Genomic DNA, 23,686 nt, shown 5'->3' with positions numbered 1-23,686 from the left:
GAGGCCGTATGGCGAACGAGAGGCTTCGCGGGGCGATCGTGGAGAGCGGCCTCACGCTTGAGCAGGTCGCAGCGCGTCTCGGGGTGTCGCCCAAGACCGTCGAACGCTGGACCTCTGAGCCAAACCGCAAGCCCTACCGGCGATTTCAGTACGCGGTCGCGTCGATGCTGCGCCGTGAGGTCTCGTACCTCTGGCCGGACGAACGGACCTCTGACGAAGTAACCGCGTCCAGCGACTCGGAGGTACTGAAGCTCTACCCCCACCGATCCGTCGTCCCGCAGGACACATGGACCAAGCTGTACGCCGATGCCACCACGCACTTCGACGTGCTGGTGTACTCAGGGTTCTGGCTGACCGAGGACCCACGGTTCCATCGGCTCGTCCGAGAGAAGTCGGCCGCCGGCGTCCCGGTGCGCTTCATGATGGGCGACCCGAACAGTCCAGCCGTAGCCGTCCGAGGCAACGACGAAGGAATCGGGTCGGCCATGGCTGCCAAGATCCGAAATGCGCTACTCAACTACGCGCCGCTCTTCCGGCTGCCGGGCGTGGAATTCAGGCTCCATGCCACGACGCTCTACAACTCGATCTACCGCGCTGACAACGAGCTGTTAGCGAACGGCCATGTCTACGGCGTCGGCGCCTACATGGCGCCGGTCCTCCACCTCCAACGCATCCCAGGTGGCGAGTTGTTCGACACCTATGCAGAGAGCGTTGAGCGCGTCTGGGAGAGCGCCCGGCCGATCACATCACCAACCGACTTCGAAGGCGGAGCAACATGAGCCGCATTGACTACTTCCGCGACCCGAATGCCCCCAAGGCGAACTCAGTTGTGCCATCCGTTACTGCCGTCGTCCGCGACGACAGCGGGGACATCCTGCTCATCCACAAGACCGACAATGACCTGTGGGCGCTGCCTGGCGGCGGCCACGACGTAGGTGAGAGCGTCGCGCAGACGGTCATACGGGAGGTGAAAGAGGAAACCGGCATCTCCGTGGCCGTGGAAGACATCATCGGCCTCTACACCGATCCGCAGCACGTCATGGCGTACGACGACGGCGAGGTCCGTCAGCAGTTCTCTATCTGCTTCCACGCCCGGCCAATTGGTGGCACGCTGCGCACCAGCTCCGAATCGAAAGAGGTCCGCTGGGTCTCCCCAACGGACCTCGACAAGCTAGACATCCATCCGTCGATGCGGCTACGGATCGACCACGGCTTGGACGACTCGCGCACCGCCCCCTACATCGGTTAGCCGACTGCACCCGCTCCGCGGAGCCGCCCCTCGACCCGCTGCACGGCCGCGTGGATCTCGGGGGCAGCTCGCTGGATGAAGCGGCCCACGATCGTGTCCGGTCCGTACCGCCCAACGATCTCCGCGACCCGGTCCCTGGAGGATGTGCACCCACCATCGGGGGTCGTCGTCATGTCACAGAACAAGAGCGCGTCGACGAGTGCCGGCCGCTCCAACTCGAACTCCGTCTCCAGCTCTTCTCGAAGCCCCCGCTCCTCAGCCTCAAGCAGGGCACACGAGTGGTGCGCCACGAGACGGACGACTCGGTCGTCCATGGCCTCCTGATCACGTAGGAAGCGGGCCCCGTCCAGCGGATGGAAGCCCGTGGAAGCGATGCTCGGCGAGTAGCCGATGTCATGGAGGACAGCCGCAGCCTCCATCAGGGCAGCATCCCCGTCGAGGATCGGCGCAAGCGAGCGGGCCCGCTCAGCAACTCCGAGCGAGTGCGCCCAGCGGCGCGGCAGCGGACCGGACAGCAGCGATTCAGCGAGGCTGTAAGCCCGCTCAGTGAGATCCATGGTGCTCAAGGCTACGGTCCACCTCACCCGGACGGGAGGGCGCGCACCTGCCGTCGGCGGTTGGCGCCCATCGCGACCAGCCCCCGTCCCTCCAGTTGCGCGATCGCGGAGCGCACTGCCGTACGAGACACCCCGAACCGCTCACACAGCTCCTTCTCTGAGGGGAAGGCGTCGCCCACCTCTACCCCGTCCGCCCGGAGGAGGTCGACAACCTTGTCCACGAGTGGCCGGCGGTCGCCCGTCCCAGCCACGTACCAACCGGCGCCCTGGACGGACTCGATCACACCGTCAGCCTTCAGGGCCTTGAGTGCCCGCCCGATGGTGCTGCGACCCACGCCGTAAGTGCGCATCAGATCAGCCTCAGAAGGCAGCGCCTCGCTGATCTTGCCTTTCTCGATCTTCTGTCGCAGAGACTCCGAAATCTGCAAGTAGGTACCTCGCGGACTGGCCTGCGGCACTGGATCTCCCCTCCATCCACCTCGGCGCTGGCTGCTGTCGTCGTGCGCCAGGTCCAGCTTCGCACGCCACGAAACCTCTCCGATTTCCCTGCCTCGCCGTGCTACGCCGTTCGGTTCCAAGGTCGGCCCCGGGTGAGCACCTTCTGCGCTGACAGTGCCAGTTGCCCAGCAACCTCAAATCTGGCTCTTAGCCGAACCGTTCGCCGCCCGGCCTCGCCTGCGACTGTCAGGCTGAGCACATGAGTGCACGCACCAAACGCATCGTGGTCACCGCCGCCTTAGCCCTGCTGGTCATCGGCTACGCCCTCCTGCTCTGGCGCGGCCCCTGGTGGATCGACGGCAGTCATCTCCGCGAACAGAACCTCCAGCCTGCCGATGGCGTCGTCATCACCGGATTCCGCACCACCCTCGTCGCCCTAGGCGCCGGCGCCGTAGCCGCGCTCGGCCTTTGGTACACACACCGTAACCATGAATTGTCGCAAAGCCAGTTCGAGCAGACGAAAGAACAGTTCACGCTCGCACAGCGGCAGTTCGAACACACTCAAGATCAGTTTCAGCACACGCAGGCCAAAGACCGTGAAGAGGCTCAGTTGTCTCGCGAAGGGCAGGTAACTGAACGCTACGTCGAAGCGATCAAACTACTCGGATCAGAAAATGCCACTGAACGCCTCGGAGGAATCTACTCGCTCGAACGCATCATGCGGGACAGCGAGAAAGATCACGCCACTACCGTCGAAGTTCTTGCGGCATTCACCCGAAGTGCGGCGTCGCCGTTGAAACCCGCCCGACCCGCCTTTCAACTTCCCGCCGCCCGGCCCCTCCCCAGAGAATCCAAGGAATCGAATAATAAAGGGGTGACCGTGGTCGACTTTCCGGCACCCCTTGCCGAGGACATCCAAGCAGCCATTACCGTCCTTGGACGCCGTCCAGCACGCATGGAGGAACCAAGCATCAACCTGCATGTCGATGAAAACATCGAAGGATTCGTGCGCGGTGCAAAACTAGCCAGGGCGACCCTCAGGGACGGGAGGTTCAATGGAGCGCATTTGAAGTACGCCAATCTGGAGTCAGCAGACCTCACGAGAGCAAAATTCAAAGAGGCGAACCTCAGTGGTGCAAAAATGCGCCGCGCGCGTCTCAGGATGGCGGATCTCAGGAAGGCCAACCTTAGCGGTGCAGATCTCAAAGGGGCGAACCTTAGAGGAGCGGATCTCACAGGGGCAGACCTCAGCGGAGCCGATCTCGCTGGGGCTGACCTATTGGGTGCCAAGCTCGCGGGTGCAGAATTCTTTTTCGCGGATCTCGAAGAGACAAATTTCGCGAAAAAGGAGACCAGGTGGTCAGACCCATCGGATGAGCGCATCGAGGATGCCGCCCTAGCTCAGGCGGAAGGTATAACAGTGAAACATTTGGAGCATGCGTTCATCTATGGCACCACGAAGCTGCCCCATGGCCTCGCTAACGAGCCCGCGATACAAGCCAACATCGAGAAAACCGAAGCTCGCCGCGCATCAACACCGGAAACACCAAAAGGTTCGCAACGGGCCGACGCGGCAGAGTGACGAGGCGATGGCAAGCGCGCCGCAGTCATGACAGATGGCTGCGTCGAGCGTGACTCGACCTGCCTCACGCCCTGCGGTCTTACGGCAGACGGGCGCTGCCCGAGTCGCGGCGCCCCTCGTTGCGCGCTGCCGGAACGTCCTGTTCCGGCAAATGCGCGGTGATGTCGCCATCGAAGTGCCGCTCGCCGATCGTTAAGGAGCAGGTCAGGACGCCAAGCAGGCCGGAGTGGATAACTCTCTTCTAAGCACTTGGCCGCAGGTTCGAGTCCTGCCGGGGGCGCCATCGCCCGTACGGTGCCCAGCCCTCCCTCGTGGAGGGCTTTTTTGCAGGTCAGAAGCGGTTTAACGGACGCGTCGTGACTGCTTCGGCAGAGCAGGAACGACTCCCGGCGGCGAGGCTGCCAGTCCGGCTGACGCCGGTTTTGATCGCCTCTCGGCGGCTGGTTTTCCCGAAAACTTCCCGAAGTTTTCCGACGGACCCTTCACGGCTGCGGGCACGGCAGGCAGCCGCTGGGGCCCTTCGAGCCGCCCCTGGAGTTCGGTCAGCTGTCCGGTGATGCAGCGTGTGTAGGTGGCCAGAGGACGGGGACGCTGTTGCCCGCCCAGGCGGCGACCTGGGCCGGCGGGATGCCGTTGTTGAGCCAGGTCGTCAGGCAGGTGTGGCGCAGGTCATCAGGCAGGTGTGGCGCAGGTCGTACACGCGCTTGCCGACGGGCGAGCTGTACTCGTGCTCGTCGAGGACGGCCTTTCGGGCCTTGCGCCAGATGCGGCGGAAGACCGATCCGGCGAGCAGCCCGCCCTTCCGCCCGAACACATCCTCGCCTTCGTCGGCATAGCAGCCACCCACATCGGCTACCGCCGACTCACCAAGTGAAACGGCATAGCAGCCACCCACATCGGCTACCGCCGACTCACCAAGTGAAACGGAGTTTTACGCGCGCTGCCTCGGCGACGGGACTGGTGGCACGTGTGCCCAGGAGCTCCAGGAACAAGTTGCTCTTTGCCGCGAAGTTGGATTAGAGCGCGCCGATCGAGTATCCCGCGTTATCCGCGTTATCCGCGATCTCCTCAACGGAAGCCCCGTCTGTAGCCCTTCCTCGCGAACGTTTCGGCTGCGGCATCGAGCAGCAGTTCACGGGTCCTGGCCTTGGCCTCTGCCCTGGTCAGGCGCTTGGGGCGGGGCATCTTCTCGTTGTCAGGCACCCCGCAAGGCCATCGAGAGGGTAATCACTGTGTCAAAGCGGGTGAGGTGTCGGCTAGGCGCTGTGCATATGCCCCATCATGGGCTTGCGTGCAACCGTGAGCGGCGAAAAACCACTGCACAATCATGCAGTTGTCCGGGCGTGACCTGCACGTGGGGGCCCTCACGCTGGAAACATGACCGACACCATCGCGCTCCACAGCGACGAACGCGCCGCCGATGACGGCATTCCGGTGGCCGACCTCACGGACGCCGGGCCCATCCACACGCCCATCCAGCAGTTCATGGACCTGGCCCGGATCCACGGCCCGGTCTTCAAGCGCAAGTTCGGCGACCACGAGACGCTGTTCCTCGCCTCGCTCGACCTGGTCACCGAGCTCGCCGACGAGTCCCGCTTCAGCAAGGCCAAGTCGGTCGTCCTGGAGAACGTCAGAGAGTTCACCGGTGACGGTCTGTTCACCGCCTACAACGACGAGCCGAACTGGGCCAAGGCACACGAGGTCCTGATGCCGGCCTTCGCGCTCGGCTCGATGCGCACCTACCACCCGGCGATGCTCAAGGCCGTGCGCCGGGTCACGGCCTCCTGGGACCGGCGGGTGGCCGACGGCACGCCCGTCCAGGTCGCCGAGGACATGACCCGGATGACCCTGGACACCATCGGACTGGCCGGATTCGGCTTCGACTTCGAGTCCTTCTCCCGCGGCGACACCGAGCATCCGTTCGTCGAGGCGATGGTGCGCTGCCTCGAATGGAGCCTGACGAAGATCTCCCGCGACCCCGACGCCGACCACTCCGCGGCGGACGCGGCCTTCCGGACCGACGCCGACTACCTCGCCTCGGTCGTCGACGAGGTCATCGCCGCCCGCACGGCGAGCGGTGAGAGCGGCGACGACGATCTGCTGGGCCTGATGCTCGGCGCCCGGGGGCAGGAGGACGGTGCGGCGGGTGACGGACCCGCCCTGGACCTCGCCAACATCCGCAACCAGGTCATCACCTTCCTGATCGCCGGTCACGAGACCACCTCGGGCGCGCTCTCCTTCGCCCTCTACTACCTGCTCAAGGACCCGCTCGCGCTGCGCATGATCCAGCGCGAGGCCGACGAGCTGTGGGGCGACCAGGCCGACCCCGACCCCTCGTTCGAGGACATCGGCCGGCTGCCGTTCACCCGCCAGGTCCTCAACGAGACGCTGCGGCTGTGGCCCACCGCCGGCGCCTTCTTCCGTCAGGCCCGCGAGGACACGCTGCTCGGCGGCCGCTATCCGCTGAAGGCCGGGGAACCGGTCATGGTGCTGACCCCGATGCTGCACCGCGACCCCGTCTGGGGCGACAACCCCGAGCTGTTCGACCCCTCCCGCTTCAGCCCGGAGGCCGAGGCGGCCCGCTCCCCGCATGCCTACAAGCCCTTCGGAACCGGTGAACGCGCCTGCATCGGGCGGCAGTTCGCGCTCCACGAGGCGACCATGCTGCTCGCTCTCCTCGCCCACCGCTACCGCCTGATCGACCACCACGACTACCAGTTGCGCATCAAGGAGACGCTGACCCTCAAGCCCGACGGGTTCACCCTCACCCTGGCCGCCCGTACGCCCGCTGACCGGGCCGCGGTCCGCGCCGCGCTGGCCGTGCTTCCCGGCAGCGCCGAAACCACCGGGGACGACGCGGCCGCCGACCAGGGCCTGCCGACCCGCGTCCCCCAGGGCACCGGTTTGCTGCTCTTGCACGGCAGCAACTACGGCACCTGCCGCGAGTTCGCCGAGCGGCTCGCCGACGAGACCACCGGACTCGGCTTCGCCGCAGATGTGGCGCCGCTGGACGCCCACGCCGGTGCGCTGCCCGCCGACCGGCCCGTCGTCATCGTCGCCGCCTCCTACAACGGCCGGCCCACCGACGACGCGGCCGCCTTCGTCGAATGGCTGAACACCGCGCAGGACGGCGCCGCCACGGGTCTCCCGTTCGCCGTCCTCGGCGTCGGCGACCGCAACTGGGCCGCCACCTACCAGCACATACCGACCCTCATCGACGACCGGCTCGACGCACTCGGCGGCGACCGGCTGCTGCCGCGCGCCGAGGCCGACGCCTCCGGCGACCTCAGCGGCACCGTCAAGGAGTTCACCGCGGCGCTGCGCACTCAATTGCTGACGCGCTACGGCGACCCGGCGAGCATCGGCGCCGCCGAACCGGATGCCGAGGCCACCGGCTACACCGTCACCGAGATCACCGGCGGCCCGCTGGACGCGCTCGCCGCCCGCCACGACCTCGTCCCGATGACCGTCACCGAGGCCCACGACCTCACCGCCGAGGGCTGGCCGCGGCCCAAGCGCTTCCTGCGCATCGCCCTCCCGGACGGCGCCGGCTACCGCACCGCCGACCACCTCGCGGTGCTGCCGGCCAACGCCCCGGCCGCCGTCGAGCGGGCCGCCCGCGCCCTGGGCGCCGACCCGGACACCGTCCTCGCCCTGCACTCCGGCCGCCGCGCCGGGCGCGACACCCTGCCCGTCGACCGGCCCCTGACGGTGCGGCAACTGCTCACCCACCACCTTGAACTGGGGCAACGGCCGACGCCTGACCAGGTCGCCGTGCTCGCCGCGCACAACCCCTGCCCGCCCGAGCGCCACGCCCTGGAGAACCTCGCCGAGGACGACCCGCGCACCCTGATCGACCTGATCGAGGCCCACCCGGCGCTGCGCGGGGCCCTGCCCTGGCCGGTGCTGCTGGAGCTGCTGCCGCCGCTGCGCACCCGGCACTACTCCCTGTCGTCCTCACCCGCCGCCGACGCCCGGCACGCCGATCTGATGGTCTCGCTGCTGCCCGGCGGCACCGGCTCGTCCTACCTGCACGGTGTGCGGCCCGGCGACACCGTCCTGGCCCGCGTCCAGCCCTGCCGCGAGGCCTTCCGCCTCGACGCGGCCGATGACACCCCCGTCATCCTCATCGCCGCGGGTACCGGCCTCGCGCCGTTCCGCGGCGCCGTCGCCGACCGCCTCGCCGCGGGCCAGCAGGCCCCCGCCCGGCTCTACTTCGGCTGCGACGACCCGGAGGCCGACTTCCTGCACGCCGCGGAGTTCGCCGCCGCCGAAGCCGCCGGCGTCATCTCCGTACGCCCCGTCTTCAGCGAACGCCCCGAGAACGGCCACCGCTTCGTCCAGCACCGGATCGCCGCCGAAGGGGCAGAGGTGTGGGAGCTGCTGCAGGCCGGCGCGCGGGTGTACGTCTGCGGGGACGGCAGCCGGATGGCACCCGGGGTACGGGCCGCCTTCCGCGACCTGCACGGCGCGAGCACCGGCGCCTCGCCCCAGGAGTCCGAGGCCTGGCTGCGCGAACTGACCGCCTCAGGACGCTACATCGAGGACGTCTACGCGGCGGGCTGAGCCCTAACCCCCGGCGGGCTCATCTCCCGGCCTGCCGGGGGCACACCGTACACAGTGCCCTGAAGGTCCTTTGGCCTCTGGAGCCGCATGAGGAGGAGTGTGCACTACGGATTCACCGGAACCGGCATGTGGATGTCGCCGGCGAAGAGCCGTGGGCGATCCTGCTCACCAACAAACTCCACTACACCCGCGACGCTGTGGAGCCACCGGCTCGGCGCGGGCGGACTGGAGGAGGTACGCCACTGGCTGGGCCGGTCCCTGGTACAAGCCCTGGAGCCCAGCCCCGTGCGCGCCAAGGCGCTGTGGATCGGTGGGTGGCCGGCTCCTATACGCGGCGACACCGTCGCCGCGAGGACCCGGCCGGCCGACTGCCGGGACCTCGCCGAGACGCTGGGCGACGGTCCGGCATGTCAGAGGTCAGCGGTCAGCGGACCGTTTTCCCGTGGCCTCGTCGGGCGAAGCGCTGGGGAGAGAAGGGACGTGCCGTGTTGGCGATGTCCGAATCACGCTCCTCTCCCTTTACCTGTGCGGCGATGATCTCCGCCGTCATCGGCGCCAGGGTGACCCCGAGCATCCCGTGTCCACTGGCGACGAATACGTTCTCCTTGCCTGGCAGCGGCCCGATGACGGGCAGCCCGTCAGGCGTCATCGGACGCAGTCCCGTCCAGGCGTGCTGCTGCGGTGCGGGCGGGAAGTCCGGCAGGTATTCGCCGGCGGACCGGATGATTCCGCGCACACGATGTGGTGCGACCGTGGAGTCGGAGCTGCCGAACTCCATCGTCCCGGCGAACCGGAGCCGGCCTGACAGCGGCGTGATGGCCACCTTCGCTTCGCCCAGGTACACCGAGTGCCGCAGCTGCACCGAGCCACTGGTGTCGTCGAACCCGTAGCCCTTGCCCGGCTGGATGGGCAGGGGGAATCCGGCCAGCCGCGACAGCGCGCCGGAGTGCACGCCTGCTGCGAGGACGAACAGGTCCCCGCTGATCTCCTCGTCCCCCGCCAGTACGGAGGTCGTCAGGGCGCCCTCGGAACGGATGCCGGTGACGTGCCTGCCGTGGAGGAAGCGCACCCCGAGGTCCCGACAGCGCTGCTCAAGGCCCTCGATCAGCGTGGCGGGGTCCACATGCCGTTCCTGGGTGCACTGGAGACCTGCCTGCACGTAGGGGCCGAGCGCGGGCTCCAGATCCCGGGCCTCGTCTCCGGAGAGCGGGACGGCGGTGTGGCCGATCCGCTCCATCGGGGCGAAATCGGCCCGGTGCGCGTGCATGGCATCGCGAGTGCGGAAGACCAGGAGATGACCCGTGCGGTGGTATGCGAAGTGCACTCCGTCCTGCTGGTACCCGTCAAACAGGGAGACGGTTCGTTCATTCAGCGCCACGAGAGCTTCAATGCCGTGCTGGTAATCCCTGCTATTGCAGTGACGCAGCATGCTTGCCATGAAGCGCACATGGTCAGGGCGCAAGGACGGTCGGATATGGAGGGGACTGTCCTTTCGGGCCATCCACCGCAGTGCCTTACCCAGCATCCCGGGTGCGGGGACGGGAGTCGACATGACCGGAACGATCCACCCGGCATTGCGAGTTGAGGCGCCGGCCCCGCTCCGGCCCGTATCCACGACCGTGACATCCAGTCCGTCCCGGGCCAGTCGGTAGGCGGTGGCGAGTCCGACCATGCCCGCTCCGACGATCACTGCTTTCTCTGTCATCCTGCACTTCCTCGGGTCGACGTCTTCGCCGGTGTGGTGAACGCTCGGGCGAGCACGGCGCCCGGCGCCCGGCGCTGTGAACTCAGGGTTGGGTGGGGTGGCCGGTGAAGGGCGCAGGGTGCGAAGCCGGTGCCTGGGCCGGTGTACTGCCACTGGCGTCTGCCAGTCGGCGGCCGCGGGTCTCCGGTGCCAGCGCGAAACAGACCACGAATCCGAGAACGGTGACGCCGGCCATGATCAGCATGATGGGCCCCACCCCCATGCTTTCCAGGCCGATCGGCAGCAAGTAGGTCCCGATGGCCGCACCGATGCGGCTGACCGCGGTGCCGATGCCGACCGCCGTCGCGCGTATCTCCGTGGGGAACAGCTCTGTGGGATAGATGAATTCGAGGATGCTCGGACCGCCGGAGAAGAACGCGTAAGCGCAGAAGCACGCGAGAACCACGGCGATGGGCGCGCCGGGAGCCAGTCCCAACATCGCGAGCGGGACGACCATGAGTGCGAACGACCAGACGATGAGTGGACGTCGGCCCCGGGTATCGATGATGCGCAGCGCAGGAAGGCAGCCGACGAGGAACAGCACGCTGATGAGCGCCGAACCGATTACCGAGGTATTGCTGTCGGCCATGCCGAAAGCGCCGAGGATCGTCGGGCCGAAAGTGTAGATCGCGAACAGCGGAACGATTTGCAGAAGCCAGAACAGACCGACGAAAACAGTGCGCTTGAGGTAGATACCGCGGAAGACTTCGGCGAATCCCAGACCGTGCGCGGACTCGTCGGCTCTCAGCGATTCGACCGCCTCCGGGGTGGCCTGCTCACCGTAGACGCGGGTGAGTACGGCACGCGCCTGCTCCAGGCGTCCGCGGCTGACGAGCCAGCGAGGCGACTCAGGTGTCCCGATGCGCGCGATGATGAACGCGACGGCCGGGATCGCCGCGCTGCCCAGCGCCCAGCGCCACGCGCCGGAGCCCGCGAGATTGATCAGGCCGTAGCCGACCAGGTACGCAGTCGTGGCCCCCACGAACCACATCATGATGAGCATTCCCATGACACGTCCGCGCTGAGCCGTCGGCAGCCACTCGGACAGCAAGGCGCTGCCGATGGCGTAGTCCGCGCCCAGCGCGATTCCGATGACGAACCTCAGGGCGATCAACTGCACCGGGTCGGTCACGAACATCGACCCGATGGAGGCCGCCGCGATCACGATGAAGTGGAGTGTGAACAGCAGTTGACGGCCGATGCGGTCGGTGAGGCGTCCGAAGACCAGGCCGCCGAGGAACAGGCCGATGAGTGCCGACGCGCCGATCAGGCCCGCCGCACTCGCTGACATCCCGAGGTCTTCGGATATTCCGAGTACGACTACGCCGACGATGCTGAGCAGATAGCCGTCGAGGAACTGTCCTCCGGCGGTGAGCACGAACATCTTCTTGTGGAATGGACTGAAACGAGCGTCATCGATGAGCGAGGTACTCACGTGTTCTCCTTGGTGCCGGTCGTCGGCAGCGACGATCCTGACTTCTCGGATCAGCGGACGACCTGGTGAAGTGGGCTTCCCATACCTCTACGGATTCGAAGTGGCCCTGCGACGTCAGCTGAGGACTGCGGGAGGGCTGAGGACTGCGGTGAGGGCGGTGGGCTGCGGCGATGAAACCCCGGCGGCCTGGTAATTCCCGGAACTCACTCCGGCGCGGGCCTCCTTGACTGGTGTGCGGGCGGGTTCACGGAGCGGGGTTTCGGGTGGAGCGGTAGACCAGCGCGGCCGCGGCCAGGTCGGCGAGACCGCTGCCGACGGACTTGAAGACGGTGATCTGGTCGCGGTCGCGCCGGGCGGCAATATCACCGCGGCACAGTCCGGGCAGGGTCCCGGCGATCGCGTTCCGGTCGAGGACGCCGGCGTCGATCGGCTGGATGAGGTCGCCGGACTCCTCCAACGCGGCCCAGGTGTCGATGTAGACCGTGCCGCGGCGTAGGCACGCGTCGTCGGCTTCCCGCATGGTGGGGCGGAAGCTTCCGATGAGGTCGAGGTGGGTTCCCTTGCGCAGCCAGTCCCCGCGGATGAGCGGCTCGGTGGCGAGGGTGGCGCAGGTGACGATGTCGGCGGCGGCCACCGCATCCCGCAGGTCGGTGGCGACGCAGGCGTCGACACCCTGCTCACGCAAGCTGTCCACCAGGCGTTGCGCGTGCGCGGGCACGTGGTCGTGCACGATCACTTTGCGGATGTCGAAGGCACTGCGGTACGCGTCGGCAGCCAGGCTGCCGACGTGCCCCGCGCCGACCACGACGTGGACCTTGCTGTCCTTGCGTGCCAGGTAGGTGGCCGCGAGCGCCGAGGTCGCCACGGTCCTGCGCTGGGTGAGCGTGTTTCCGTCCACCACGGCGAGATGCTCGCCGGTGGTGGCACTGGCCAGGACGAAGGCGGAGGACAGTGCCGGACGTCCCAGCGAGCTGTTGCCGGGGAAGACGTTGACCAGCTTCACACCGAGGTACTCGCCGTCGGTCCAGGACGGCATGAGCAGCACGCTCGCATCGGACCCGGCGTCGACGACGTGGTGGTGCCGCTGGGGAGTGTGGGCGCCGTTTCGGAATCCGGTGCGCAGCGCGTCGATGAGTGCATCGAAGGGCAGTGCCCGGACGGTGTCTTCGGCTGAGACGGTGAGCATTGGCTTGCCTCCGGGAGGGGCGTCGAGGGGCAGTCCCGGACCAACAGGGCCCGGGGTTGCCGGGCGCGTGTGGGTCGTCGCGTGGTGGGGCTCCGGCGTGGGGTACCGCCGGAGCAGGCATACCGGGCCTCTTCCCCACCTACTACTCATGGGTAATCGGTTACCGGTTACCTGTCACCGGTTGGCGAGTACCATGCCTACGGCGAAATCCAAAGTCAAGAGTCTGAGACCAGGAGGTGACGTGTCCGAGCCGGCATCCCAGCCCTTGCGGCACACGAATCTGCGTGACCAGGCACTGGAGGTGATCCGGCAGGCACTCGTATCCGGCGAGATCAAGCCCGGCGAGATCTACTCCGCGGCGGCACTGGCCACGCGGCTCGGAGTGTCCGGAAGCCCCGTACGCGAGGCCATGCTCACTCTGGTCAACCAGGGCCTGATGGAACCCGTCCGCAACCGCGGATACCGCGTCGTGCCGATGAGCGAACACGACCTCGACGAGGTCTACGAGATGCGCCTGCTCCTCGAGGTGCACGGCACGCTTCAGGCCGCGGGCAACATGAGCAAAGGCGATCTTGCCCGACTCGAATCAACCGTGGCCGACATGGAAGCCGCGGCCGGCAAAGGTGACGTGGTGCAAGTCCTCGAAGCCGACCGGCAGTTCCATCTCGGCCTCCTCGCCCACTGCGGCAACAAACGCCTCGTCAACACGGTGGAGACTCTGCGCGACCAAACCCGGCTCTACGGGCTGGAGTATCTGGCCCAGCACGGCATACTCACCGACATCGTCCACGAACACCGAGACATCCTGACGGCGATCGCAGACGGCGACATGCCCCGCCTGGAGAGCATCATCCGGGCGCACCTGCACCACGTCCGATCCGACTGGGCGGACGGGGACTAGTCCCAAGCTCAGAACGCGGGTTCGGATCCCCGTCACCCGCTCCACGACGAGGGCCCAGGTCGGAGACCTGGGCCCTCGTCGTTATCCGGACCGTTCGGGTGGAAACGGTCAGGCGCCCCCGCGTGGAATGACCACAGTGCGCGGTCGTGCGCTCGGGCCGCACGGCGACGCGAGCAAGCCTGTCAGGAGGTGAGGACGGAGATGCCGTCTCCGAGCAGTTTCAACCCGAGGACGAAGAACAGGACCGCCATCACGGCGACATTGTGCTGGGCTGCCCAGTCTTTCCACCTGCCGAGCGTGGTTTCGGCTCGCTCTCCTCCCAGCAGGAAGACGCCCAGTGGGGCCAGCAGGCCGAGGGTGGCGATCAGCACGAAGATTGCCAGTGAGGCGATCTGCTGCCCGACCGGCAGTCCGGCCGAGCCGATCGAGGCGCCCGCGGCGATGGTCAGCGGGGCGTTCTTGGCGTTGAGCGCGGCCAGGGCCAGTCCGAGCCCGAAGACCTTGACCGGCGTGAGGCGGTCGATCGCGCCCATCCACTTCGGCAGCTGGGCCTGCGAGGGATCCTTCGGGCGCCGGTGCCACTGCCGGGCGCCGAAGAGGACGAGGAACACGCCCAGAGCGAGTTTGAGGGCTCCCACCCAGGTGGCCGGGTGATGGTGGGCGGAGGCACCTGCGGGGGAAGCGATCGCCAGCATCACCGCGCCCAGTGCCGAGAGTCCCAGAATCCAGCCGACGGCGAACAGCTGTCCGTTGAGACGTCCCCGAGGCGTGGCGAGAATGAGGATGATGGCGATGATCGGCAGCGGGCTGATCGCCACGCCGGCCGCAAGCCCCAGCACGTCACCGAGAACTTTGCCCATGGTTACCTCCAGGGGGTGGGCCCGGGCGGTGATCAGGTCGGGCCAGAAATGGCGGGTGTGGGTGCTCCGCTCGCCTGGGCGGGCGCCCGCGGGTCTGTCGTGTGCGTGCCCCGGGCCTTCGCCACAGCCCCGGAAGCGCCCCATCTGAGCGGCGAACTCCCCGGTGATCAGCACCCGCCTTGCGGCCGTCCGGACGTTCCTGGCTGCTGAGCGCTTGCATGACCCGAACCCGCTCACGGTGTGGCCGGGACGGCGCCGGGGCGCAGCGGCGCACTGTTACGCGGCTGGCCTCTCGGCCACGCGGAAGCGGCTGCCCGGAAGCGCGACGACGCCGTACTCGGGACATCCCGTCTCATCTTCCTGCGTCGTTGCGGATCTGTCCTCGGGAGCTCCTCAGAACGCGAGGCGCCGTTCTGTTGCGTGCCGGCCACCCGCATTGCTGCGTTCCCGGAACGGGAGAAGCCGGCCGGCACCCGAGGCTGCTTTCCGTCCCCCAGGGCCGAAGATGCGAGGCCGTGCAGGGGCGGTCAGGATGAAGAAGTGAGGGCGATGGCGCCCCATATTCGGGTGCTTGGCGACCCTCGCACCGATCCGTGGCAGGAGAGTCTCACGATGACTGCGACGACAGGTGCCACCCCGTCGGCTCAGCCCGAACGCCCGGGCAGGTCGGATGGGGTCTGTAGCGAGTTCACCGTCTTTACCAAGATCAAGCCGGGCGAGGCCGATGCGCTGCGTGCGGATCTCGCCGCGCTCGCCAGCGGGTCGGATGACGTAGCGGCCCGTGCGGCGCTACGCCAGATCGGCACCCTGCACGACGCCCGGCACGTGATCTTCGACAACGACACCCACTTCATGTTCGCCAGCGTCTTCGACGGCTCCTGGGACACCTACATCGACGACTTCGCCAAGACGGTCATCGGGTCCCACTTCGACACAATCTTCTCGCACAGCGAAGGGTTCCCCGGCATCAGCGATCCCGGGGTGAAGGACTGGTTCGTCGCCCACCAGGCGCCCGCGAAGAGCTTCGTCAGCTCCTATCCCGATCTGACCGTTCAGCAGATCTGGAAGGACCACCGAGTGGACGAGGCGTTCGAGGAGGTGCTGGACACCCCTGAATTCCGGGCGGCGCTGGACAACCCGGCCAACGCCGAGTTGCTGGCCACGCCTGCCTTCCAGAAGCTGCTGGAGGAAGCCGCGGCCTAGAACCCGGACACAACCACCCCTCAGAGCCGACCCCACGTCTGTGGGCCGCGTCGGCGAACGCGGACCAGTCGCTGCCGGGCTGCCGGGCAGAGACCGATGTGGAGGCACAAGCGATCATGAGCACGGCGGACAGCAGCAGTAGCGCAGCGGGCGTGCACGTGGAGATCGACGACGTCCAGAGCGGGGCACTGCGTCCACGGCCGGTGCCGTACGAGGGAAGCTTCGTCTTCCTGCGCGTCGACGACCGTCACGCCGGGCGCGCCCTGCTGCGGCGGCTGCTCCCGTTGACCCCGGGTGGTCTGCCCAGCGTGGACCGGAGCCAGGATGCCTGGGTGGCGGTGGCGTTCACCTACCAGGGGCTGAGGGCACTGGGGGTGCCCCAGGAGTCGCTGGACAGCTTTCCGCGGGCGTTTCGTGAGGGCATGGCCGCCCGGGCGGAGCTGATCGGTGACGTGGGCGGGAGTGCCCCGGCCCACTGGGAGGCACCGTTCGGAACCGGCGAGGTCCATATCGCGTTGAGCGCCCTCGCCTCCGAGGCTGCGCAGCTGGACAAAGCGCTGGAACAGGCCCGTGTCGCCTACGAGGACACGCCCGGTGTCCAGGTGATCTGGCAGCAGGAGGTCCACCAGCTCCCGACGGGGCGCACCACCTTCGGTTTCCGCGACGGCATCAGCCATCCGAACATCGAGGGCGTCGGCCTGCCCGGCTCCAACCCGCAGGAAGCCCCCGTCAAGGCCGGCGAGTTCCTCCTCGGCTACCCCGACGAGACCGGCAGTCTGCCGCCCATGCCCAGCCCCGATGTGCTGGGGCGCAACGGGACCTACGCGGCCGTGCGCAAGATCCACACCAATGTGGCGGCCTGGCGCCGCTACCTGCGGGCGAACACCTCCAGCGCCGAGGAGGAGGCGCTGCTGGCGGCGAAGATGGTCGGGCGCTGGCCCAGCGGGGCGCCGCTGGCGCTGGCGCCGGAGCGCGATGACCCGGAGCTGGCGGCCGATCCGCACCGCGTCAACAACTTCCTGTACCGGGAGAACGACGATCGCGGCTTCCGGTGTCCTGCCGGTGCGCACGTCCGGCGCGTCAACCCCCGCGATGCCACGATCATCGGCGACGCACGGATGCACCGCCTGATCCGCCGCGGCACCACCTACGGCCCACCGCTGCCGGAGGGGGTGCTGGAGGACGACGGTGCCGACCGGGGCCTGGTCGGTGTCTTCATCGGAGCCCATCTGGAACGGCAATTCGAATTCATCAAGGCCGAGTGGGTCAACGACGGCAACTTCATCGGCCACCCCGGCGAGAAGGACCCGGTAGCCGGGCATCACGACGGAACCGGCAGCGCCACCATCCCGGAAAGGCCGATCCGGCGGCGCCTCCAGAACCTGCCCAGCTTCGTGGTCACCCGGGGCGGTGAGTACTGCTTCGTGCCGGGGCTGCGCGCCCTGCGCTGGCTCGCCGAACTGGAGGGCTGACGGCAATTCCTGCACCTGAGGCCCCACCACGGTCCTCGAAGAGAGGTCGAAGTCATGGCAGCACAGTTCGTCCGCTACACGCCGGACGTCGAAGACGATGACCCGCACTTCGCACAGCACCTCCAGACGGTGATCGCAAAGACCGAGAGCTACATCACCGAGTCGGTGACGGCCGGTGGCACCGGCCGGGCCCTCCGCGACGCCCACGCCAAGGGCTACGGGCTGGTCCGAGGGGAAGTGGAGATCCTGGACGGGCTGCCCCCCGAGTACGCCCAGGGCATCTACGCGACTCCGGGAACCCACGATGCCCTCATCCGCTTCTCCAACGGCTCACCGCACGCCGGAGCCGACGCGCGACTGGGCGCCGCCACCGGACTGGCACTGAAGATCTTCGGCATCGCCGGCCCGACCCTGCTGGAAGACGAACCGGACACCGGCACCTTCGACTACGCCAACATCAACGCACCGGTCTTCTTCTGCAACACGGTCGAGCACTACCTGTTCATCCAGGAACTGTTCCTGGACGCCCCGTCCTACTTCTCCCACGGCCGACCCGGCGCGCATCGCTTCTTCACCGAGTTCGTGACCGGAAAGGGGACCCTCGACCAGGACAACTGGGCGTGGGACGAGTTCCTGGCCTTCCTCCGCCTGTCCAAGATCCCCCCGGTCAACGTGCTGCTGTCGAGCTACTGGACGATGGGCGCGGTACGGCACGGGGACTACATCGCCAAGGTGCGCATCACCCCCGATCCGGACTTCGCCGCCGCGGTGGTCCGGCGCGCCATCGACCCGGCCTCCGCGCCGGAGGTCTTCCGGCCGGCCCTGCAAGCCGAGCTGCAGGAGCGGCCGTACACGTTCGACATCCAGGTCCAACTCTGCACCGACCTGGCACGCATGCCGGTGGAGGACACCACCGTGGAGTGGCCCGAGCAGCTCTCGCCGTCCGTCACCGTGGCCAAGCTGCGGCTGCCGCAGCAGGACATCTCCGGCCCGGACAACCTGGAGCAGATGGACTCATTGTCCTTCACCCCCTGGCGGGTCACCGCCGAGCACGCGCCCCTGGGCAACATCATGCGGGTCCGCAAGGAGGTCTACCGGCACTCCTCCATCGCGCGCCACCAGCTCAACCAACAGCCGCGCACAGAGCCGCGCAGCGCCGACGAGGTACTTGGCCCGGCCCGCCATGGCGACCACGCCGGGGGCGAGTAGGGGAAGGCGCTCCTCGCGCCTGCGCCGCCCCGCGACTCAAGCTCCTGGCAGACGCAGACGCGGCCCGTGGCCTCAGGTGCCCGGGTCGAACCACCTTCCACCCTGGGCTTCTTGTCATGCCGGAGCCCGCTCATCGCGCGTGAGCCCGGCCGATTCCCGACTCCCTCTCAGCATGGCGCCGATGCCGTCCGGTGCCATCATGCCCATCCCCCAAGCGTCTGACGGTCCCGAGCCCATTCCTGGCCCCCCAACGCGGCCCCCACCCGAAATCGCACCCCTCGCTGGCACCGGACCGGTCTGCCACAGGCGAGTTGACAGCCCCACCGGACAACTCGAAGTCCAGCTCGTCTTCCCCGCCGACCTGGTGCGTACCGCCGCGCCAGGGGTGCCCGGAAAGACCCCTGCCACCGTCCCGGCGCAGGTCACCGGGAGTACGCGGCCACGTGCCTGACCAGCCCGACCAGTGTGAGCGCCCAGGCGGCGACAGCGGCCCAGAGCAGTACCTGGCCCAGCGTCCACAGCCAGCCCACGGCTGCGGCGTCGGCGATGGACAGGGTGGCGACGGCCGTCATGCCGGCCGGGAAGACTGTCGCCCAGCGCGCCATGTCGTAGCGCGGACGCGGCCAACGCACCTCGGCGAAGACGAGGACGGCGTACCCACACACGGACAGGGTGAGCGTGACCAGCGTGAGCGTACGCAGCGCGTCGTGCAGAGCGGTGCCGCGCCAGGCGGGCACGGCCAGCAGCTTCGACCCGGCGAGCGCACAGATCGCCAGCGTCCCGCCCGCCACCCACTGGTCGCCCGCGCCGGTCCGCAGCTGGCCGAGGTCGAAGCGCCGGAAGGCGAATGCATAGAGCGCCAGGCCGAGCAGGAAGCAGCCCAGTGCCGGCCAGGCGAGCCACCCGGACGGCAGCGCGACGGCCAGCGTTCCGGCCAGCACGGCCAGGCCCTGCGTCGCGACACACACCAGGAACACCGTCCCCGGCAAGCGCCGCCGCCAGTGCCGCACCACCGCCGTCAGCAGCACCGGCCAGATCAGTACCGCGACGACCAGTGCGGCGACGGCGATACCCGACCACCCCCGTAGTGCGACCCAGGTCCCGAGGAGGGTCGTCGCGGCCACTGCGGTCAGTGCGGGCGGCGTGCCCGCCTCGGCCTCCCACCGGTCCCGATCGCGCAGCAGCCGCCGCGCGAAGTCGACCGTGAGCACGAGCCACACGACGGCGGCGAGGACGAACAGGATCCATGAGAGCGCTTCCCGTCCGACCAGGTGCAGCCCGATGGAGACGATCCCGGTCGCCATCACCGCTGTTCCTGCTCCCGGGGGCAGCTCCACCCACCAGCCGGCCAGCCCGCTCTCGGCCGGCGCACGATCACCCATCCCCCGACAGTGTGCGGCGGTGGGGGGAGCCGCAACTGCAACGCGGTGTCCGACGGGCGAACGGGCGTGACTCCAGCGGACGTCACCGCGACGGCCCCCTTGTGGACTCGTCAGCCCCCTTCCCCCAGGGCACGGGCTTCCGGGCCGAGTGACCACAGGTGCTGGGCCGGGGAGGTGGGGCCGGTGTCAATGTCCCGGGCCACGGTGCAGCCGGTGTGGTGCGCCGTGGCCCGGTCGTGGGCCGCTCGGGCCGCCCGGCTCAGCTCGACTGAATCGACTCCAGCATGTTCAGGCGGGCCGCCCGGCGGGCCGGCCAGATCGCTGCCAGGACACCGATCACCAGCGCCAGCGCCAGGAATATCCCCAGCTCGCCCCATGGCAGGACGGTCTCGTACGCGTCCATCGACGAACTCACCAGGCCGCCGCCGGCCCAGGCCAGGAAGATGCCGGTGCCGATGCCGAGCGCCGCGCCGAACAGCGAGATGACCACCGACTCCAGCCGGACCATCTGCTTGATCCCGGTGCGGTCGAGGCCGATGGCCCGCAGCATTCCGATCTCGCGGGTGCGCTCGAAGACCGACATGGCCAGGGTGTTGACGACGCCGACGACCGAGATGAGGAGCGCCATGCCGAGCAGCCCGTACATCATCTTGAGGACCGTGCCGATGTCCGCGCCGCCGTCCTTGATGGCCTGCTCGTGGCTTTGGACCTCCAACAGCGGGCTGTCGCCGAGTGCGGCACGGATCTTCCGCTCAAGGCCCGCAGTCTGGCCGGGTTCGGCCTTGACCAGCACTTTTTCGAGCTTCTTGGTGTCGGTGTACGGGAGGGTGTCGGCGAGCGTGCCCAGTGCCTCCTTCGTCGTGGGGGTCGCGGCGTAGACGCCGACGACCTTCAGCTTCATCTTCCGTTGCTTCTCGGACTTGCCGGTGGATGATCCGACGTCGAGGGTGCTGCCGACCTTGAGCCCGGCCTTGGTGGCGAACTCGTCGGAGACCGCGACCTTCCCGGGGCCGATGTCGCCCAGCGAGCCGGCGCGGAAGTCGAGATGCGCGGCCTTGCCGTAGGTCTTGGGGTCCGTGCCGGTGATCCCGATGAAGTTGAGCCCCCCGGTGCTGACCGCCGCCGTGGTGGTGGGGACAGCCGCGGCGACGCCGGGCACCTGCGCGATCTTGGCGGCCGCGTCCACTTCGAGCCCGGTGGTGATGGTGTTGGCGACCGTGTAGTCGGCGGACAGGCCCTGGGTGGCATCCGCGATCAGGGCGCGCTCGGTGGAGTGCCCGACCACGGTCAGGCCGCTGACCAGGGCGAGTCCGACCATCAGGGCGGATGCGGTGGCGGCGGTGCGGCGCGGGTTGCGCAGCGCGTTCTCCTTGGCCAGCTTGCCGGTGACGCCGAAGAGGCGGGTGGTGGCCTTGCCGGCCAGAGTGATCAGCGGGCGGGAGAGCAGCGGTGCCTGCACGATGATGCCGACGAGGGTCAGCGCGGAGCCGAGCATCGCGATCATCAGGTAGGTCTGGTCGGTGGAATCGACCGTGTAGATGTACAGCATCAGCAGCGCCCCGGACCCGGTGAGCAGGGTGCCGAGCACATTGCGGACCACCAGGGCGCGGGCGGGCGGGGCCTGGTCGATGCTGCTGAGCGCCGCCACGGGGGCGATCTTCGCGGCCTTGCGGGAGGGCAGCCAGGCGGCCAGGACGGTGATGAGGACGCCGACCACGAGCGACCAGATGACCGTCCCTTGGGAGATGACCAGCGGTCCGGCGGGCAGCCCGGCGCCGCTTGCGTTGAGGAGCGGGCGCATGACGGTGGCGATGCCGATGCCGAGGACGAATCCGACGGCGGAGGCACCGAGCCCGAGGAGGGCGGCCTCGATGAGAACGGCGCGTACGACCTGGCGTCGCGAGGCGCCCACGGCCCGCATCAGCGCGATTTCCCGGCTGCGCTGGGCGATGAGCATGGTGAAGGTGTTGGCGATGATGAACGCGCCGATGAACAGCGCGATGCCGGCGAAGCCGAGCAGCGTCTTGGTGAGAAACCCGGTGTGCTCGCCGATCTGCTCGGCCTGCTCGGCGGCCAGGTCTTCGCGGCTGGTGGCCCTGGCGCCCTTGTCGGGGAGCAGTGCCCGCACCCGGTCGGTCAGCTCGCTGGAATCGGTACCGGGCTTGGCCGCGACCGCGATCTCGTGGAACTGGCCGGGGTGGAGGAAGAGCTTCTGTGCGGTCCTGGTGTCGAAGAGCGTGAGCGTGCCCCCGGCGTTGACCCGCGGATCGTCGGTGGCGACGGTGCCGACGAGCTTCTTGGCCAGGCCGGGCCCGTCGATGGCGAAACGGACGGTGTCACCGATCCGGTAGCCGGCCTTCTCGGCGGTCTTGGCGTCCAGCGCCAGTTCGCCCTCGGCGGCGGGTCCGCGGCCTTCCTTCAGCGAGATGCGGCTGTCCTTGCCGGGCAGGTAGTTGGTGGCCAGGTTCAGCCGGGCCTTGTCGGTGTTGACCGGCAGGCCGTCCTTGCCGGCCACGGTGACCATGCCGTTGACGGTGGGGCGCACCGCGGCGACGCCGGGCAGCGCGCGGATCTTGTCTGCCAGCGCGGTGTCGAGCGTGCTGGACGGCGTGCCGTCCGGGCCGCCCGCTCCCGCGACGCTTGGCCGTACCTGGGACTGTACGGAGACGGCCACGCCCTTGAGGCTTGCGCCGGCGGCCGTGCGGTAGGCGTTCGCGGTGGTGTCGCCGAAGATGAGGGTGCCGGAGACGAAGGCGACGCCCAGGAGGACCGCGAGCGCGGTCATGACCAATCGGGCTTTGTGCGCAAAAACGTTGCGCAGAGCTATTCGCAGCATGTCGGTTTCAGTCCTGGAGTGGTGCGGGGGGGCAGGGAGCCGTGCGGGAGGACGGGCCGTGCGTCGGCGCGTCAGGACGGGCCGTGCGGGACGGCGCGTCGGAGCGGGCCGTGCGGGAGGACGGGCCGTGCGGGACGGTGCGTCAGCTCGCCGGTCCGCCGGTGTCGAGGAGCCGCATACGGTCGAGCACGGACTCGGCGGTGGGGGCGGCCAGTTCGTCGGTGATCTGCCCGTCGGCGAGGAAGACCACGCGGTCCGCGTAGGAGGCGGCCACCGGGTCATGGGTGACCATCACGACCGTCTGCCCCAGCCCGCGTACGGACTCCTGCAGAAAGCCCAGCACCTCCGCGCCGGAACGGGAGTCGAGGTTGCCGGTCGGCTCGTCGGCGAAGATGATCTCCGGTCGGCCGGCCAGCGCGCGGGCCACCGCGACACGCTGCTGCTGGCCGCCGGAGAGCTGCGAGGGACGGTGCTGCAACCGCCCGGAGAGGCCGACGGTCCGCACGATCAGATCCAGCCACTGCCGGTCGGGCTTGCGGCCGGCGACATCCATCGGCAGCGTGATGTTCTCCATCGCGTTCAGCGTGGGCAGCAGGTTGAACGCCTGGAAGACGAAGCCGATCTTCTCCCGGCGCAGCTTGGTGAGCCGTCGGTCGTCCAGGCCGGACAGCTCGGTGTCACCGACGTGGGCAGAGCCCCCGGAGAGCGCGTCGAGCCCCGCCATGCAGTGCATCAGCGTCGACTTGCCGGAGCCGGACGGCCCCATGATCGCGGTGAACCGGCCGCGCCCGAACTCCACGCAGACCGAGTCGAGGGCGACGACGCGGGTATCGCCCTCGCCGTAGACCTTGGTCAGTCCCGTGGCGCGGGCGGCGGCACCGGAGGGGGCCCTCAGGCGGGTGGTACGGGTGGTGGACTGCGACATGGCTGCTCCTGGAAGGGGTGCGGGACTCCCGACCATCGTGGCCGCGGCGCACCCCCCAACTCGTCGCTCTCAGGGCGGGGATGTGCCGCCTGCCGAAGGTCAGACTGCCCCGGCCATGTCACCCTCAAGGAGCACGGCCTC

General features: G+C 68.5%; 19 protein-coding genes. 8 read left to right on the top strand and 11 right to left on the bottom strand.

The window, feature by feature from the left end:
- The first annotated feature begins 8 nt into the window (after positions 1–8).
- Complete coding sequence (locus tag OHS81_RS24290; RefSeq protein WP_328386785.1) at positions 9–779, top strand: helix-turn-helix domain-containing protein; 771 nt, start codon at positions 9–11, stop codon at positions 777–779.
- Positions 776–1,249, top strand: coding sequence for an NUDIX hydrolase (locus OHS81_RS24285; RefSeq protein ID WP_328386784.1), 474 nt, complete (start codon positions 776–778; stop codon positions 1,247–1,249). Before OHS81_RS24290 ends, OHS81_RS24285 begins: the two co-directional genes overlap by 4 nt.
- Here OHS81_RS24285 and OHS81_RS24280 read toward each other — a convergent pair.
- Both OHS81_RS24280 and OHS81_RS24275 read right to left on the bottom strand, forming a co-directional pair.
- A complete protein-coding gene (locus OHS81_RS24280) occupies positions 1,246–1,806 on the bottom strand; it encodes an HD domain-containing protein (RefSeq protein WP_328386783.1) in 561 nt (186 codons plus the stop codon). The genes OHS81_RS24285 and OHS81_RS24280 overlap by 4 nt on opposite strands.
- 23 nt (positions 1,807–1,829) lie before the next feature.
- The gene (locus OHS81_RS24275; RefSeq protein ID WP_328386782.1) at positions 1,830–2,264 is read right to left on the bottom strand and encodes a GntR family transcriptional regulator; all 435 of its coding nucleotides are present in this window, start codon (positions 2,262–2,264) and stop codon (positions 1,830–1,832) included.
- A gap of 239 nt (positions 2,265–2,503) precedes the next feature.
- On the opposite strand from OHS81_RS24275, the gene OHS81_RS24270 reads away from it, so the two are divergent.
- Positions 2,504–3,826, top strand: coding sequence for a pentapeptide repeat-containing protein (locus OHS81_RS24270; RefSeq protein ID WP_328386781.1), 1,323 nt, complete (start codon positions 2,504–2,506; stop codon positions 3,824–3,826).
- Positions 3,827–4,475: 649 nt separating this feature from the next.
- On the opposite strand, the gene OHS81_RS24265 is transcribed toward OHS81_RS24270, so the two are convergent.
- Positions 4,476–4,640 (bottom strand): hypothetical protein, encoded by a 165-nt coding sequence (locus tag OHS81_RS24265; RefSeq protein ID WP_328386780.1) that lies wholly within the window; start codon positions 4,638–4,640, stop codon positions 4,476–4,478.
- Between the two features lie 254 nt (positions 4,641–4,894).
- The gene (locus tag OHS81_RS24260; RefSeq protein WP_328386779.1) at positions 4,895–5,029 is read right to left on the bottom strand and encodes a hypothetical protein; all 135 of its coding nucleotides are present in this window, start codon (positions 5,027–5,029) and stop codon (positions 4,895–4,897) included.
- Between the two features lie 174 nt (positions 5,030–5,203).
- Here OHS81_RS24260 and OHS81_RS24255 point away from each other — a divergent pair, with 174 nt between their 5' ends.
- Positions 5,204–8,392 carry a cytochrome P450 gene (locus OHS81_RS24255; RefSeq protein WP_328386778.1) on the top strand — a complete coding sequence of 1,063 codons (3,189 nt, stop codon included), beginning with the start codon at positions 5,204–5,206 and terminating at the stop codon, positions 8,390–8,392.
- A 424-nt stretch (positions 8,393–8,816) separates the two neighbouring features.
- Here the strand turns inward: OHS81_RS24255 and OHS81_RS24250 are convergent, their stop codons facing one another.
- The 3 genes from OHS81_RS24250 to OHS81_RS24240 form a co-directional block, all read right to left on the bottom strand.
- Complete coding sequence (locus tag OHS81_RS24250) at positions 8,817–10,097, bottom strand: NAD(P)/FAD-dependent oxidoreductase (RefSeq protein WP_328386777.1); 1,281 nt, start codon at positions 10,095–10,097, stop codon at positions 8,817–8,819.
- Between the two features lie 82 nt (positions 10,098–10,179).
- Positions 10,180–11,571 (bottom strand): MFS transporter, encoded by a 1,392-nt coding sequence (locus OHS81_RS24245; RefSeq protein ID WP_328386776.1) that lies wholly within the window; start codon positions 11,569–11,571, stop codon positions 10,180–10,182.
- A 244-nt stretch (positions 11,572–11,815) separates the two neighbouring features.
- Positions 11,816–12,757: an ornithine cyclodeaminase family protein gene (locus OHS81_RS24240; protein ID WP_328386775.1), complete on the bottom strand. Its 942-nt coding sequence runs from the start codon at positions 12,755–12,757 to the stop codon at positions 11,816–11,818.
- A gap of 241 nt (positions 12,758–12,998) precedes the next feature.
- On the opposite strand from OHS81_RS24240, the gene OHS81_RS24235 reads away from it, so the two are divergent.
- Complete coding sequence (locus OHS81_RS24235) at positions 12,999–13,658, top strand: GntR family transcriptional regulator (protein WP_328386774.1); 660 nt, start codon at positions 12,999–13,001, stop codon at positions 13,656–13,658.
- A 182-nt stretch (positions 13,659–13,840) separates the two neighbouring features.
- On the opposite strand, the gene OHS81_RS24230 is transcribed toward OHS81_RS24235, so the two are convergent.
- Positions 13,841–14,518 (bottom strand): GAP family protein, encoded by a 678-nt coding sequence (locus OHS81_RS24230; RefSeq protein WP_328386773.1) that lies wholly within the window; start codon positions 14,516–14,518, stop codon positions 13,841–13,843.
- 612 nt (positions 14,519–15,130) lie between these two features.
- Here OHS81_RS24230 and OHS81_RS24225 point away from each other — a divergent pair.
- The 3 genes from OHS81_RS24225 (at position 15,131) to OHS81_RS24215 (ending at position 18,402) form a co-directional block, all read left to right on the top strand.
- A complete protein-coding gene (locus tag OHS81_RS24225; protein ID WP_328386772.1) occupies positions 15,131–15,721 on the top strand; it encodes a hypothetical protein in 591 nt (196 codons plus the stop codon).
- A 116-nt stretch (positions 15,722–15,837) separates the two neighbouring features.
- On the top strand, positions 15,838–17,193 hold the full coding sequence (locus tag OHS81_RS24220) for a Dyp-type peroxidase (protein WP_328386771.1): 1,356 nt from the start codon (positions 15,838–15,840) through the stop codon (positions 17,191–17,193).
- A 54-nt stretch (positions 17,194–17,247) separates the two neighbouring features.
- Positions 17,248–18,402 (top strand): catalase family protein, encoded by a 1,155-nt coding sequence (locus OHS81_RS24215; RefSeq protein WP_328386770.1) that lies wholly within the window; start codon positions 17,248–17,250, stop codon positions 18,400–18,402.
- A gap of 422 nt (positions 18,403–18,824) precedes the next feature.
- Here OHS81_RS24215 and OHS81_RS24210 read toward each other — a convergent pair whose 3' ends face one another.
- The 3 genes from OHS81_RS24210 to OHS81_RS24200 all read right to left on the bottom strand — a co-directional run bounded on the left by OHS81_RS24210 (position 18,825) and on the right by OHS81_RS24200 (position 23,545).
- Positions 18,825–19,784, bottom strand: coding sequence for a tellurite resistance/C4-dicarboxylate transporter family protein (locus OHS81_RS24210; protein ID WP_328386769.1), 960 nt, complete (start codon positions 19,782–19,784; stop codon positions 18,825–18,827).
- 259 nt (positions 19,785–20,043) lie between these two features.
- Positions 20,044–22,620 (bottom strand): ABC transporter permease, encoded by a 2,577-nt coding sequence (locus OHS81_RS24205; RefSeq protein WP_328386768.1) that lies wholly within the window; start codon positions 22,618–22,620, stop codon positions 20,044–20,046.
- 142 nt (positions 22,621–22,762) lie between these two features.
- A complete protein-coding gene (locus tag OHS81_RS24200) occupies positions 22,763–23,545 on the bottom strand; it encodes an ABC transporter ATP-binding protein (RefSeq protein WP_328386767.1) in 783 nt (260 codons plus the stop codon).
- Between the last annotated feature and the right edge of the window lie 141 nt (positions 23,546–23,686).

Origin of the sequence: Streptomyces sp. NBC_00400 (assembly GCF_036048035.1) — a bacterium.
Lineage (GTDB): Bacteria > Actinomycetota > Actinomycetes > Streptomycetales > Streptomycetaceae > Streptomyces.
Note: the sequence above shows the minus strand (reverse complement) of the source record. Positions and strands in the feature narration are given on the sequence as shown.

Coding starts and splice junctions, on each gene's coding strand:
- OHS81_RS24285 (WP_328386784.1), top strand. CDS start 776: ATGAGCCGCATTGACTACTTCCGCGACCCGAATGCCCCCAAGGCGAAC.
- OHS81_RS24290 (WP_328386785.1), top strand. CDS start 9: ATGGCGAACGAGAGGCTTCGCGGGGCGATCGTGGAGAGCGGCCTCACG.
- OHS81_RS24205 (WP_328386768.1), bottom strand. CDS start 22,620: ATGCTGCGAATAGCTCTGCGCAACGTTTTTGCGCACAAAGCCCGATTG.
- OHS81_RS24240 (WP_328386775.1), bottom strand. CDS start 12,757: ATGCTCACCGTCTCAGCCGAAGACACCGTCCGGGCACTGCCCTTCGAT.
- OHS81_RS24250 (WP_328386777.1), bottom strand. CDS start 10,097: ATGACAGAGAAAGCAGTGATCGTCGGAGCGGGCATGGTCGGACTCGCC.
- OHS81_RS24280 (WP_328386783.1), bottom strand. CDS start 1,806: ATGGATCTCACTGAGCGGGCTTACAGCCTCGCTGAATCGCTGCTGTCC.
- OHS81_RS24270 (WP_328386781.1), top strand. CDS start 2,504: ATGAGTGCACGCACCAAACGCATCGTGGTCACCGCCGCCTTAGCCCTG.
- OHS81_RS24220 (WP_328386771.1), top strand. CDS start 15,838: ATGAGCACGGCGGACAGCAGCAGTAGCGCAGCGGGCGTGCACGTGGAG.
- OHS81_RS24200 (WP_328386767.1), bottom strand. CDS start 23,545: ATGTCGCAGTCCACCACCCGTACCACCCGCCTGAGGGCCCCCTCCGGT.
- OHS81_RS24225 (WP_328386772.1), top strand. CDS start 15,131: ATGACTGCGACGACAGGTGCCACCCCGTCGGCTCAGCCCGAACGCCCG.
- OHS81_RS24215 (WP_328386770.1), top strand. CDS start 17,248: ATGGCAGCACAGTTCGTCCGCTACACGCCGGACGTCGAAGACGATGAC.
- OHS81_RS24230 (WP_328386773.1), bottom strand. CDS start 14,518: ATGGGCAAAGTTCTCGGTGACGTGCTGGGGCTTGCGGCCGGCGTGGCG.
- OHS81_RS24210 (WP_328386769.1), bottom strand. CDS start 19,784: ATGGGTGATCGTGCGCCGGCCGAGAGCGGGCTGGCCGGCTGGTGGGTG.
- OHS81_RS24255 (WP_328386778.1), top strand. CDS start 5,204: ATGACCGACACCATCGCGCTCCACAGCGACGAACGCGCCGCCGATGAC.